This is a genomic window from Parvibaculum sp. MBR-TMA-1.3b-4.2 (assembly GCF_053628815.1).
On record NZ_JBRJHC010000001.1, the window covers coordinates 427999 to 441532 of the forward strand.

11 protein-coding genes are annotated in these 13534 nt (G+C 62.3%); 1 reads left to right on the forward strand and 10 read right to left on the reverse strand.

Going from position 1 to position 13534, the window contains the following annotated elements:
- Positions 1-7: 7 nt before the first annotated feature.
- Entirely contained in the window at positions 8-823 is an 816-nt protein-coding gene (gene mazG, locus ACSSVQ_RS02345) for a nucleoside triphosphate pyrophosphohydrolase (protein WP_454180679.1), read from the forward strand.
- Between the two features lie 35 nt (positions 824-858).
- Here mazG and ACSSVQ_RS02350 read toward each other — a convergent pair whose 3' ends face one another.
- The 10 genes from ACSSVQ_RS02350 to dusB form a co-directional block, all read right to left on the reverse strand.
- Entirely contained in the window at positions 859-1677 is an 819-nt protein-coding gene (locus ACSSVQ_RS02350; protein WP_454180680.1) for an inositol monophosphatase family protein, read from the reverse strand.
- A gap of 2 nt (positions 1678-1679) precedes the next feature.
- Positions 1680-3113 (reverse strand): GTPase HflX, encoded by a 1434-nt coding sequence (gene hflX, locus ACSSVQ_RS02355; protein WP_454180681.1) that lies wholly within the window; start codon positions 3111-3113, stop codon positions 1680-1682.
- A gap of 9 nt (positions 3114-3122) precedes the next feature.
- Positions 3123-3371, reverse strand: coding sequence for an RNA chaperone Hfq (hfq, locus tag ACSSVQ_RS02360; protein WP_167095237.1), 249 nt, complete (start codon positions 3369-3371; stop codon positions 3123-3125).
- Positions 3372-3577: 206 nt separating this feature from the next.
- Positions 3578-4429: a D-amino-acid transaminase gene (locus ACSSVQ_RS02365; protein WP_454180682.1), complete on the reverse strand. Its 852-nt coding sequence runs from the start codon at positions 4427-4429 to the stop codon at positions 3578-3580.
- 27 nt (positions 4430-4456) lie between these two features.
- Positions 4457-5833, reverse strand: coding sequence for a Trk system potassium transporter TrkA (trkA, locus tag ACSSVQ_RS02370; RefSeq protein WP_454180683.1), 1377 nt, complete (start codon positions 5831-5833; stop codon positions 4457-4459).
- Between the two features lie 39 nt (positions 5834-5872).
- The gene (gene ntrX / locus ACSSVQ_RS02375) at positions 5873-7261 is read right to left on the reverse strand and encodes a nitrogen assimilation response regulator NtrX (RefSeq protein ID WP_454180684.1); all 1389 of its coding nucleotides are present in this window, start codon (positions 7259-7261) and stop codon (positions 5873-5875) included.
- Positions 7251-9599, reverse strand: coding sequence for an ATP-binding protein (locus ACSSVQ_RS02380; protein ID WP_454180685.1), 2349 nt, complete (start codon positions 9597-9599; stop codon positions 7251-7253). Before ACSSVQ_RS02380 ends, ntrX begins: the two co-directional genes overlap by 11 nt.
- Before the next feature lie 164 nt (positions 9600-9763).
- Complete coding sequence (gene ntrC / locus ACSSVQ_RS02385; RefSeq protein ID WP_167095232.1) at positions 9764-11206, reverse strand: nitrogen regulation protein NR(I); 1443 nt, start codon at positions 11204-11206, stop codon at positions 9764-9766.
- A 12-nt stretch (positions 11207-11218) separates the two neighbouring features.
- Complete coding sequence (locus ACSSVQ_RS02390) at positions 11219-12391, reverse strand: two-component system sensor histidine kinase NtrB (RefSeq protein ID WP_454180686.1); 1173 nt, start codon at positions 12389-12391, stop codon at positions 11219-11221.
- Complete coding sequence (dusB, locus tag ACSSVQ_RS02395) at positions 12391-13404, reverse strand: tRNA dihydrouridine synthase DusB (protein WP_454184634.1); 1014 nt, start codon at positions 13402-13404, stop codon at positions 12391-12393. The genes ACSSVQ_RS02390 and dusB overlap by 1 nt, the downstream gene beginning before the upstream one ends.
- Positions 13405-13534: the final 130 nt, after the last annotated feature.

Genomic DNA, 13534 nt, shown 5'->3' on the forward strand with positions numbered 1-13534 from the left:
GTTTCACTTGGCAGCCGACACACCCGATCTTTCCCGCATCGACGCCCTTCTTGCCATCATGGCGAGGTTGCGGGATCCGGATGGCGGCTGCCCGTGGGACCTTGAGCAGGACTTTTCGACGATTGCGCCCTACACGATCGAAGAGGCGTATGAAGTCGCCGATGCGATCGAGCAAGGCGACATGGCGGAGTTACGCGACGAGTTGGGCGATCTGCTTTTTCAGGTCGCGTTCCATGCGCGCATGGCCGAAGAGCAGGATGCGTTCGCGTTCGGCGATGTGGTTCAGGCCATTTGCGAGAAGATGATCCGCCGTCATCCGCATGTCTTCGGCGACGAGGAGCAGCGCGAAGCGGGCGCCGTGAAGGGCCGCTGGGAAGAGATCAAGGCGCAGGAAAAGGCTGCTAAACCGAAGAAAACAGAGAGCATTCTCGACGATGTGCCGCTGTCGCTTCCCGGGCTAACACGCGCGGTAAAGCTGCAGAATCGCGCGGCGCGGGTGGGCTTCGACTGGCCGGATACGTCGCTGGTGATCGACAAGCTCAACGAGGAAATGCTGGAGCTGTCGACCGAAGTCGCCAAGGGCGGCGATGCGGACCGGCTGGAAGACGAGATGGGCGACCTCCTCTTCGTTTACGCCAATCTTGCGCGGCATTTGAAGGTCGATCCGGAGAAGGCGCTGAGGCGGGCGAATGCCAAATTCCGGCGGCGTTTCGGACGGATCGAGGAGAAGCTCGCGGCGCAGGGGCGGAAGCCCGAGGACTCAAATCTGGAAGAGATGGACGCGCTCTGGGACGAGGCGAAGGCTGAAGAAAGAAAGCCTTGATTGAAGCGTGATCGGGGCATGAATGAAGCGTGGTTCTAGTGAGAAAGAACCATGGTCGCTATCTTGCCCCAGAGGTCTTCATTCGCCGCGGCGAGATGCGGACCGCTCCCGCTCCGGGCATCGTAATCCACGCCCGTATCGATGCGGCGCATGACGCCGCCCGCCTCGCGAAGCAATAACGTGGTCGGCGCGTGGTCCCAGGGCATCATGCGGTGATAGACCGCAAAATGCTCGATACCACGCAAAATGTTCGTATATTCCCATGCAGAACAAACGACGGAGACGCGTTCGCCAATATGCGGGGCCAGTGCGCCAATACGGCTCTTCCACGGTTCCGGCATGTAGTGATCGTTGAGCGCGCCCATGGCGCCGGACAATTCTTTCGGCGTCGGCGGCACGTGGACGGACTGCCGAGCGCCGCTGGAGACGAGCACCGTTCCGCCGCCATGCTCGGCCATGAACATTTCGTCCGGCACGGGAAGGTAGACCCAGGCATGGGTGGTGACGCCCTTCTCCACCAGCCCGATCATGACGCCGAAGGTTTCCTTGCCGGCCACGAAATTGCCGGTGCCGTCCACCGGATCGACGGTCCAGAAGGGAATGTCGGATTTGACGATCTCGAGAAGGGAACTGTCTTCGGCCACGGCCTCTTCGCCCAGAACGCGCGAGCCGGGGAGCAGTTTTTCAAGGCGCGGCGTCAACCATGTCTCGGCATTGCGGTCGGCGATGGTCACCAGGTCGTTCTTGGCTTTTTCGTGAATCTCGTGATCGGCCAACGACCGAAAGCGCGGCATGATTTCGCGCTCCGACGCCTCGCGGATCAGAGCCGCCACATCCTCGAACAAATGGCTCATGTCTACTCCGCCGCCTCGCCCAGCAATTCGCCCGCGCGGCGCGCGATGTCGGGGAAATGTTTTTCGAAGCGTCCCATGGAGGCAGGCGCCATACCGACCATCAGCCGAACCGAGCCGTCCTCCCTGTCCTCGCGCTCGCGCACATCGCTGTTGCGATAGAACCACGCCAGCGCCTCGCCTTCGTCTGCGAGCAGTTCCACCGCGATATAATGCGCATCGTCCGTGACAAGATCGTCTATGCGCTGAAGGAGCGTCTCAACGCCCTCGCCCGTCAGCGCCGACATCGCGACGGTGTTTTCCTCGCGCTCAGCCATATTGCGCAGCGCGTCGGCCTGTTCCGCGGGCAGACGGTCGAGCTTGTTCAGCACTTCGAGAACGTGCTGATCGTTTGCGCTCATGGTTTCCGGTGTGACGCCGAGCGAGGCCAGAACCTTTTCCACATCGGCCTTCTGGATCTCGGTTTCCTCATGCGAGGCATCGCGGACATGGATGATGAGCTGGGCTTCCAGCACTTCTTCCAGCGTGGCGCGGAAGGCCGCGACGAGATGCGTCGGCAGGTCGGAAATGAACCCCACCGTGTCGGACAGGATCACCTTGCGTCCCGAGGGCAACTCAATCGACCGCATGGTCGGGTCGAGCGTGGCGAAGAGCAGGTTCTCGGCAAAGACGCCGGCTTCCGTTACCCGGTTGAAGAGCGTGGACTTGCCCGCATTGGTGTAGCCGACCAGGGCGACCACGGGATAAGGCGCGTCGCGGCGCGTCTTGCGATGCAGTTCGCGGGTGCGCTTCACCGTTTCCAACTGGCGTTCCAGCTTGGTGATGCGCTCCTGAAGCATGCGGCGGTCGGCCTCGATCTGGGTTTCGCCGGGACCGCCCACGAACCCGAGGCCGCCGCGCTGACGTTCCAGATGGGTCCAGCTGCGGACGAGACGGCTCTTCTGATAGTTCAGATGAGCCAGTTCGACCTGCAACGCGCCTTCGCGCGTATTCGCCCGTTCGCCGAAGATTTCGAGGATGAGGCCGGTGCGGTCCACGACCTTTACTTTCCAGGCGCGCTCGAGATTGCGCTGCTGGACCGGCGAGAGCGCGCTGTCCACTACCACCAGTTCGACGTCGAGGGCCGCGATCTCGCCCTTCAGTTCCTCGAGCTTGCCCTCGCCCACCAGCGTGGACGGCCGCACATTCTGCAACGGGACGATGGAGCGGCCCACGATGTTCAGATCGATGGCAAGGGCGAGGCCGACGGCCTCGTCGAGCTGCGTCTCGGCAGACCGAATGCGCACGCCCTTGCGGCGCGCATCATGCTCGGCGGATTTCAGCCAGGGCACGAGGACATAGGCGCGCGTAGGCTCGCTCCGCGTCACCTGGAAGGCGCGCCTGCCCGCTTTCCCGTCGCCATCGCGATCGGTCTCATCAGACTGTTTGTAGTCGCTCAACTAGCGCTCTCAGGCCTCTTCGCCGTCCTTGTCGCCTTCGAAAAGCTGGACGGGTTGGGCCGGCATAATGGTCGATATCGCATGCTTATACACGAGCTGCGAATGTCCGTCCCGACGCAACAACACACAAAAGTTGTCGAACCAGGTCACTACCCCCTGAAGCTTCACGCCATTGACCAGAAAGATGGTCAGGTTCGTTTTGTTCTTGCGAACGTGATTGAGGAAAGTGTCCTGCAAGTTATGAGTTTTTTCGCTCATGGGTAAACCCCACTTTTCCATTCATCCGGCCGACGCTGCACTGGCACCGGCCTTATATAAAGGGGCGGCCCGGAACGGCCCGCCCTTACTCGACCCCGGTTGTATAGTCTGGACGTTTCCTAAAATGCTGCAAGTGCGAAATAGCATTTCGGCACATGATTTAACGGAATTGTGAACGAAATCGGCCGCTTTCCACCTGTTTTCGGTCAATTCAGCTCGGCCAGACGCCAATAGGCGGCCCGCAACCGGGCCCCGACCGGGCCGGGTTTGCCCTCTCCTACCGGTTTTCCGTCCAGACGGATGACGGGAATCACCGGCACGGAGGACGCGCTGAGAAAAATCTCGGCGGCGTTTGCGGCCTCTTCCACGGTGAAGGGGCGCTCGACCAGCTCGATGCCCTCGGCCTTCGCCGCCTCGACCAGAACCTGCCGGGTCACGCCGTTCAGGATGTCATGGCCGAGGGGATGCGTGATGAGGCGGCCTTCCCTGTCGACGATCCAGACATTGGTCGAGGACCCTTCGGTGACGAAGCCCTTGTCATCGACCAGCAGCGCTTCGTAAGCGCCGGCATCGCGGGCGGACTGCTTGGCCAGGATATTCGGCAGGAGCGCGACGGATTTGATGTCCCTGCGCGCCCATCTCTGGTCGGGGCGCGTCACGACGGCAACCCCCGTCCGGCCCTTGGCAAGCTTTGCGGGATCGCTGCGCTTTGCGGTGACGACCATCGAAGGGATAAGCGTCCTGGAGAAAGCGTGGTCTCTCGGCGCGACACCGCGCGTCACCTGCAGATAGACGATCCCGTCCCGAACCCTGTTGCGGCGAACCGTCTCGCGCAGGATGACGCGCAGGGCCGCGCGCGTCACGGGCATGGGAATGCGCAGCTCGGCCAGCGAGCGTTCGAGCCTGTCCAGATGGCGCGTTTCGTCGATCAGCAGGCCGCCCTTTATGCCGCACACCTCATAGACGCCGTCGGCAAACTGATAGCCGCGATCCTCGATATGCACCGCCGCCCGTTCATGCGGAACGTAGCGGCCATTTACATAGGCGATGCGTGACAAGGCGTGCTCCGGATCGGAATAAGGGGATCAGAAGAATTCAAGACTGACGCGGAACATCTGCTCGACCTTCTTCACCTGGTCGAAGCGGGCGAAGAGAACGACGCGATCTCCGGCCACGATCTCGGTCGCGCCATTGGGAATGATGACTTCGCCGCTCCGAACGATGGCGCCGACCAGAATGCCGTCCGGCAGGTTCACTTCGCGCAGCGGCTTGCCCACCAGCGTGGATGTTTCCAGCGCCTCCGCCTCGATCACCTCGGCTGCGCCGTTATGCACGGACTGAAGCCCGCGGATACGTCCGCGGCGCACATGCTGAAGCACGCTGGACACGGTGGTTGCGCGGGGGTTCATGAAGGCGTCGATGCCGAGCGAGCGCATCAGCGGCGTATAGGTATGGTTGTTGATGAGGCTCATGGTGCGCCCCACCCCTTCGCGCTTTGCCAGCACGCAGGTGAGGATATTCGCCTGATCGTCATTGGTGAGCGTGACGATGGCCTCCGTTTCGGCAATGCCGGCTTCCTGCAGAAGCTCCGGGTCCAGCCCGTCGCCGTTCAGCACGATGGTGCGCTTCAAATGGTCGGCGGCATAGACGGCCCGGTCGCGCTGGCGCTCGATCACCTTCACGCGGACGCCCGGGTGATTGCGCTCCAGATCAAGCGCCACCGAAAGACCGATATTGCCGGCGCCGACAATGATGATGCGGCGGGCTTCCTGTTCCTCGTGACCGAAGATACCGAGGGTGCGGCGGACATCGCGAATGTCGGCGGCGAAGTAGACCTCGTCGTCGACGATCATCTGGTCGTCGCTGCGCGGGACGAACAGCTTGCCGCCGCGCGAAATGCCGACCACGCGGGAACGAAGATCGGGGAACAGCTCCGTCAACTGACGAAGCGGCGTATTGACGATGGGACAGTCTTCCTCGAGCGTCACGCCCACGACGGCGACCTTGCCCTCGGCAAAATTCAGAATTTCGGACGCCCCCGGCAAAGAGAGGCGGCGCAGCACGGCGCGGCTCACCTCGAGCTCCGGCGAGATGATGACGTCGATGGGCAGATTGTCCTGCGAGAAAAGATCCTGGAAGCCCGGCTGCAGATAGCTTTGGGACCGGATACGCGCGATCTTCGTGGGAACCCGAAACACCGAATGCCCCACCTGGCAGGCAATCATGTTCACTTCATCGTGGAAGGTGACCGCGATCAGCATGTCGGCATCCGCGGCCCCGGCCCGGGCCAGCACATCGGGGTGTGCGCCATGGCCGACGATTGCGCGGACATCCAGAGAATCCGAAATCTGCTGCACGAGTTGCGGCGACTGGTCGATCACAGTCACATCGTTCTGTTCCGCCGCGAGCTGCTTGGCGATGCCGAATCCGACCTGACCCGCACCGCAGACGATGACTTTCATTTTTCCGGCCTTTTAGTGGGCGCTGTATCTTGAGTTATCTCAGGCTTCCTGCCTGTTCGATGTTGCCACACCCAGCGATTTCAGCTTCCGGTGCAGCGCCGACCGCTCCATACCGATAAAGGCGGCGGTACGCGAGATATTTCCCCCGAAACGGCTGATCTGCGCAATCAGATATTCGCGCTCGAAGGTTTCCCGCGCCTCGCGCAGGGGGAGCGCCATAATATGTTCGCCGCCCGTGCCACTGACCGACATTTGCGAGGAGGAACTGACTTCCGCCGGCAGCATATCGGTGGAGATCACCGCATTGGCATCGCCGGAGGTGAGGATGAGCATGCGCTCCACATTGTTGCGCAGCTGGCGGACATTGCCCGGCCAGTCATGCGACTGGAGGGCCGCCATCGCATCGTCGGAGACGCGGCGCGGCGGAAGGCCCGTCGCCTTGGACACCTGCGCCATGAAATATTCGACAAGAAACGGAATATCTTCCCGCCGACTCGACAGCGAGGGCACATGGATCGGCACGACATTCAGCCGGTGGTAGAGGTCTTCGCGGAACCGGGCCTTGGCGATTTCCTCCGCGAGATCGCGGCTGGAGGAAGAGACGACGCGGACATCGACCTTCACACGCTGCGATCCGCCGACACGCTCGAAGGTCTGATCGACAAGCACGCGCAGGATCTTGCTCTGCGTCTCCAGCGGCATTTCGGCGACTTCATCCAGAAAGAGCGTTCCGCCATGGGCCTGCTCGAAAACGCCAACCTTGCGCGGGCCCGAGGCGGAGGCCTCTGTGCCGAAAAGCTCTTCCTCCATGCGTTCGGGCGCCATATTGGCTGCGTTCAAGGCGACGAAGGCATGGCTGGCGCGTCGCGAACGCCCGTGCAGCAGCCGCGCGACGACTTCCTTGCCGGCGCCGGACGGTCCCGTAATCAGAACGCGGCTGTTGGTCGGCGCGACCTTGTCGATGGTCTGGCGAACCTGACCTATCGCGGGCGAGAAGCCGATCATGGTCATGTCGTCGCCGACGCGATTGCGCAGCTCGTCGTTTTCGCGGCGCAGGCGGTAGGCCTCGATGGCGCGCCGCACGATCAGGATGAGCCGGTCCGCCTTGAAGGGCTTTTCGACGAAATCATAAGCGCCCTCCTTGATGGCGGAGACGGCCGTTTCGACATTGCCGTGGCCGGAAATGATGACGACCGGCAGGTCCGGATGACGCTCGCGGATGATGTCGAGCAGTTCCAGCCCGTCGAGCCGCGAGCCTTGCAACCAGATGTCCAGAATGACAAGACCGGGCAGCCGCGCCTCGATGGCGGCGAGCGCGCTGTCGCCGTCCCCCGCCATACGGGTCGTATATCCCTCGTCGTTCAATATGCCGGAAACGAGTTCCCGGATATCCGCTTCGTCATCGACAATCAGAATATCAGACGCCATTGACCGCCTCTTCCTTTACTTCTTCCCTGCCGGCCGCGTCGTCGGTGTTGTTTTCTCCGTCGGCCGATTTGCGCTGACGCGGGAAACGAAGCGTAATCCGCGCGCCGCTTTCCCATCCCTCGGCAGCCGGCGCATCATCCAGCTCCAGCTGCCCGCCATGGTCTTCCATTACCTTGTTCACGATTGCGAGGCCGAGGCCCGTTCCCTTGGCCCGTGTCGTCATATAGGGCTCGGTCAGACGCATCCTGTCCGTCTCGGGAAGGCCGCAGCCTGAATCCGTCACCTGAATCACGATGTATTCGGGCTCGACGGAGAGAGCCACGTCGATACGGCCAATCGGCTTTCTCTCGCCGCCGGTTTCGGAGGCGTCGCCCTCGTCTTCCGCGTCGACGTCATGGCCGCGAATAGCTTCGGCGGCATTCTTCAGAATGTTGGTCAGCGCCTGACTGACCAGCCGACCGTCGCATTCCAGCAGGGCCGATGCGTCGGGCACATTGAGCGCGTAATCGATATCCGAATTGGCGACGCGCTGCAGGAAGACCGCCTGGCGCAAGATCTCGTTGAGATCGACAACCTTGATGAGCGCGGAGGGCATGCGCGCGAAGGAGGAGAACTCGTCCACCATGCGGCCGATGTCGTTGACCTGCCGGATAATCGTCTCGGTGCATTGCTCGAAGATTTCCGGGTCGGTCGTGATTTCCTTACCGTATTTGCGTCGAATGCGCTCCGCCGACAGTTGAATGGGCGTCAGCGGGTTCTTGATTTCATGCGCGATGCGGCGGGCCACATCGGCCCATGCGGCGGTGCGCTGGGCATGAACGAGCTCGGTAATGTCATCGAAGGTAAGAACGAAACCGCCCTGCCCGCTCTCCGTCATTTCGCGCGTCACGCGAATATTGAGCGTGCGTTCCTGACCGCTTTGGAGGAGCACGACCTGACGATGCGCCGTGCGCTCGGGCCAGGCGCGCGCATCGGACACGGCGCCGTACATTTCCGGCACGGCCACCATGATGTTCCGGCCGATCATTTCGTCCGCCGTCTTGCCGAAAAATCTCAGCGCGGCGCGATTGGCAAGGGTGATATGGGCTTCATTGTCGAGGCCGAGCACGCCGGCGCTGACGCCGGAGAGCACCGCCTCGGTGAACTGGCTGCGCTGATCGAGCTGGTGGTTGGCGGCCACGAGCTCGGTACGCTGATTTTCGAGCTGGCTCGTCATGCGGTTGAAGGAATTGCTGAGATCGTCGATCTCGTCGCCGGTGCCTTCCATCTCGACACGCGTGGAAAGATCGCCCTCGCGCACCCGCTCCGATGCGCGCACGAGACGCGAAATGGGCTCCACGATCCGGTTGGCGGCCCAAAGGCCGAGCCAGATGGCCGCCAGCAGCGTGATGAGCGCCACGGCGACATAGATGAGCGCAAAGGTGATCTGGAAGGTGAAGCGGCGCTTCTCCAGATCCTCATATTCGCTAACCGCCTCGCGCGACTGGGCCAGATGGCGCAGCACCTTGGCGTCCACGATCCGCGCCACATAAAGATAGGCGTCCTGATAGGCGTTGAGTTTCACCAGGGCGCGGATCTGGTTTTCGTCCGACATGGTGAAAAGAACAGACTCGCCCTGATCGGCCCGGTTGAACTGCTCGTCGCTCGGCATGCCGATTTCCGGCGCCATGCTGGCAACTGCCTTGGCAAGAATGCGCCCCCCGGAATTGATCACATAGGCAGAGGGCAGCGAGCGCAGGATCGCCTGCGCGGCGACGAGCTTTTGCAGGCGCTGGGGATTGCCCGCGACATAGGGCGCGGCCCGGTCGAGGTCGGTTGCCATGGCCAGCACATCGCCGCGCAGCACGTGATCGTGCTCGTTCAGATAGGCCTCGGCGACCGATTGCGCGTTGGAAATGACGAGCTGCAAGCGGTCGGAGAACCAGCGGTCGAGGCCCCGATTGAGGGTCACGCCGGCGAAAACGGCGACGATAATCGCCGGCATGACCGCCACGATCACGAACATGGTCACCAGCCGGGCATGGAGCTTCGCGCCCGCCGTGCCGCTGATGCGGGCCATGATGATGCGGATGATGCGCCAGCAGATCAGCGCGAAAAGCAGCAGAACGATCGCCAGATTGGCGATCAGCAGCGTGATGATGAGGCCTTCGCTGGGCTTGAACGGGGTGAGCCCCGTCAGCAGCATATAGGTGAAGGCCCCCAGAAGGATCGCCAGAATGACCAGGCCGATCGCGAACACGGTAGAGAAGCCGCGGCGCGCCATGATGCGCCAGACCCGGCTTTCCACGGCCTTGAACCAGTCGGCCCCGACCTTTCCCGCATCGAATGTAGAGGTCATGTCACGATCCCGCGGGGCCGGTTGCACATGGCGCCAGATGCGCCTTTCCGGGTTCCGCTGTGCCTAATACGCCACGCAGCCTGTGCGTCGCCGGACAATATTGTATCGCCAATCGCGTCCGATCAACCACATTGTGGCTGTATTACATCACCATGACATGAAGATCACTTGATTCCGCGAATTACCTGTATGTCCAGCTCCCGGATTTTCTTGCGCAACGTATTCCGGTTGATGCCCAGAAGATGCGCGGCCTTGATCTGATTGCCCCTCGTCGCGGCCAGAGACATGGAAAAGAGCGGCTTTTCGACCTCCAGCATGAGGCGCTCATAGAGACCGGCGGGCGGCAATTCATCGCCGTGAGCGGCGAAAAGCCGGCTCAGCGTCCGTTCGACCGCCGCCGAGAGCGGCTCGTCGGCGGGCGGCTGGGCCTCCGGCTTGCCGAATTCGGGTTCGGCGAGCTCCACCTCCAGAATATCGGCGCCAATCGTCTCCTCGGTATAGAGAGCCGCCAGACGTCGCACGAGGTTTTCAAGCTCGCGGACATTGCCCGGCCAGCGATACCGCTTCAGGAGTTCCATGCCTTCCGCGTCGATCATCTTGGTCGCCAGCCCCTCCTGCTCGGCCAGAGCCAGGAAGTGCCGGACGAGATCGGGAATATCCTCCGAGCGTTCGCGCAAGGGAGGCAACCTTATCGGCACGACGTTCAGCCGGAAGAACAGATCCTCGCGGAAGAGCCCCTGATTGATCAGCTGGCGCAGGTCGCGGTTGGTCGCCGCGACGATGCGCACATCGGTCTTGATCGGCGTGCGCCCGCCGACGGTGGTGTATTCGCCCTGCTGAAGCACGCGCAAAAGACGGGTCTGGGCCTCCATCGGCATGTCGCCGATTTCATCGAGGAAGAGCGTGCCGCCCTCGGCCTGCTCGAAGCGGCCCGTGGCGCGCTGGTTGGCGCCGGTAAAAGCGCCCTTCTCGTGACCGAAGAGTTCGCTCTCGATCAACTCGCGCGGAATGGCGGCCATGTTCACCGCCACGAAGGGGCCTTTACGGCGGCGGCCATAATCGTGAAGCGCGCGCGCCACCAGCTCCTTGCCCGTTCCGGACTCGCCGGCAATCATCACCGTGAGGTCGGTCTGCATCAGGCGCGCCAGGACACGGTAAATGTCCTGCATCGCGGGCGAGCGGCCGATCAGCGGTATCTTTTCGCCGTCTTCTTCCTTGGAACGCGCCACCGCAGGCTCGCGCGGCTGGGTCATCGCCCTGTCCACGACGCGGATGAGTTCGTTCAGGTCGAAGGGCTTGGGCAGATATTCATAGGCGCCGCGTTCGGCGGCGGTGATCGCGGTCTTGAGCGTGTTCTGCGCGCTCATCACCACAATCGGCAATTCCGGACGCGCCCGCTTGATGCGCGGAATGAGATCGAAAGCGTTCTCGTCGGGCATCACCACATCGGTGATGATGAGATCGCCGTCCCCCTGATTGACCCAGCGCCACAATGTCGAGGCATTGCCGGTGGAGCGGACCTCGTACCCGACCCGACCAAGGGCCTGGTTCAGCACGGTGCGGATCGCGGCATCGTCGTCGGCCAGAAGAATGGTACCACTCGGCATAATATACTCCGTTTACGGAACGCGCTTCTCAGCGCCTGTTGAAATGCCCTCCGACAATCCCTCCCCGTCGCGCCCGACGGCCGGCAATGCACCCGAATGCATCGGCATCAGAACGCGGAAGAGCGCTCCATGCGGCTGATTCTCGCATTCGATGATGCCGCCGTGATCGCCGACGATCTTGGCTACCAACGCAAGCCCAAGTCCCGTCCCCGAAGACTTGGTCGTCACGAAGGGGTCGAACAGATGTTCCACCAGATCGTCGGGAACGCCCGATCCGTTATCGATCACGCAAATTTCGAGCGGCAGGCTCACCCGGTCGCGGCTGCCGGGCATGGAAAGGCGCACACCCGGGCGATAGGCCGTGGTCAGGGTGATCTCGCCATCGGGGCGGTCGATCGCCTCGGCGGCGTTTTTCACGAGGTTCAGAAAGACCTGTATGAGCTGGTCCTTGTCGCCCAGAACCGGCGGCAGCGAGGGGTCGTATTCCTCGGTGATCTTCACATTGCTTGCAAAGCCCGTCTGGGCGAGCTGCTTCACATGGCCCAGCACGAGGTGAATATTCACCGGCTCGCGCGGCACGGGACGCTCGTCGGAAAAGACTTCCATCCGGTCGACAAGCTTGCAGATACGGTCGGTCTCGTCGCAGATGAGGCGCGTCAGGGCCTTGTCGTCGGCGCTGCCGGAAATTTCCAGAAGCTGCGCCGCGCCGCGAATACCCGAGAGCGGGTTCTTGATCTCATGGGCAAGAATGGCGGCCATGCCGGTGACGGAACGCGCCGCACCGCGATGGGTCAGCTGTCGGTCCATCTTCTGCGCCATGGTGCGCACCTGAAGCAGCAGGAGACAGTGACCCGGATACTCGACCATGGGCGACACCTGAATGTCGACCTGACGCTCACCGAAGCGCGGGCTCGAGATTTCCACACCATACTCGTTGACGGAAACGCCCCGGTCCAGAACCTGTTCGATCAACGACAGAACCGGGCTGCCAAAGGCGATGATCTCGTCCAGCCGGTGCCCTTCGAGCAAGGCCGAACTGGAGGCAAAGAATTCCTGCGCGCTGTCATTCACATATTCGATGTGCTGATTGCTATCGATCAGAATAACCGGATGCGGCATCGCCTTGAGAATGACCGCGGCTTCCGGCGGCAGGCTGGCAGAGGGAGATTTGACGGCCTGAGACATTATGCAGCCTCCCGCTTTGCGGCCGGTTCGGCTTCGGCTGCGAATTCATAAAAACGCGCGAGTTCGCTCAGCACCTCGTCGGGATCGTCCATACGAACGATCCGGCGCCGCAGCGCCATGGCTTCCTCGGGGAATGTGCGGGATGCCGCTTCGAGGTACCAGACGAGATGCTTTCGCGCGAGGCGCGCGCCATGGGCAAGGTCGTAATGTTCGAGCATGTCGCGATAATGCGAGAGAACGATCTCGCCCTGCTCGGCCCAACCGGGATCGGGCAGTTCCTCACCCGTCTCCAGAAAATGGCCGGCCTGGCGCAGGAACCAGGGACGGCCCTGAGCGCCCCGCCCGATCATCACGCCGTCGGCCCCGCTCGCATCGAGGATCGCGCGGGCGTCTGCGCAGGTCAGCACATCGCCATTGGCGATGACGGGAACCGAGACAGCCTTCTTCACCTCTGCAATGAAATTCCAGTCCGCGCGGCCTTTATAAAACTGGCAGCGCGTGCGGCCGTGCACGGTCAGCATCCGGACGCCCGCGGCCTCTGCCCGGCGGGCCAGCTCCGGCGCGTTGCGGCTGCTATCGTCCCACCCCGTCCGCATCTTCAGCGTCACGGGCACCGATACCGCCTCGACGGTCGCCTCCACCAGCGCCAGCGCATGGTCCAGATCGCGCATCAGCGCGGAACCCGACAGGCCACTCGTGACCTGTTTGGCGGGACAGCCCATGTTAATATCGATAATGTCTGCGCCGGCGGCTTCAGCCATTCTGGCGCCTTCGGCCATCCAATGCGCCTCGCGGCCCGCCAACTGAATAACAAGGGGAGAAAACTCGCCCGCGCCACTTGCCCGCCGCACGACATCGGGCCTTTCCTGCACGAGCTGATCGCTCGCGACCATCTCGGAGACGACAAGCCCGGCACCGCAGCGCGACGCGACCCGGCGGAACGGCAGGTCGGTGATACCGGCCATTGGCGCCAGAAGGACGCGGGAAGCGAGATTATGAGACGCAATCTCTATGTTCAAAATTTAGGCACCAAGTTTGACTGCACAATTTTTTAACAAGTTACCCATTCGAGGGCATTTCGGCAAGGTAATTCACGAAATTTGCCGAAATCATGGGCAGTTTTTTACCCCTGCCTCTAAAAAG

Excerpts from the sequence above, each read along its gene's own strand:
- ACSSVQ_RS02350 (WP_454180680.1), bottom strand. The coding sequence starts at position 1,677 with ATGAGCCATTTGTTCGAGGATGTGGCGGCTCTGATCCGCGAGGCGTCG.
- hfq (WP_167095237.1), bottom strand. The coding sequence starts at position 3,371 with ATGAGCGAAAAAACTCATAACTTGCAGGACACTTTCCTCAATCACGTT.
- trkA (WP_454180683.1), bottom strand. The coding sequence starts at position 5,833 with ATGAAAGTCATCGTCTGCGGTGCGGGTCAGGTCGGATTCGGCATCGCC.
- ntrX (WP_454180684.1), bottom strand. The coding sequence starts at position 7,261 with ATGGCGTCTGATATTCTGATTGTCGATGACGAAGCGGATATCCGGGAA.
- ACSSVQ_RS02380 (WP_454180685.1), bottom strand. The coding sequence starts at position 9,599 with ATGACCTCTACATTCGATGCGGGAAAGGTCGGGGCCGACTGGTTCAAG.
- ntrC (WP_167095232.1), bottom strand. The coding sequence starts at position 11,206 with ATGCCGAGTGGTACCATTCTTCTGGCCGACGACGATGCCGCGATCCGC.
- ACSSVQ_RS02390 (WP_454180686.1), bottom strand. The coding sequence starts at position 12,391 with ATGTCTCAGGCCGTCAAATCTCCCTCTGCCAGCCTGCCGCCGGAAGCC.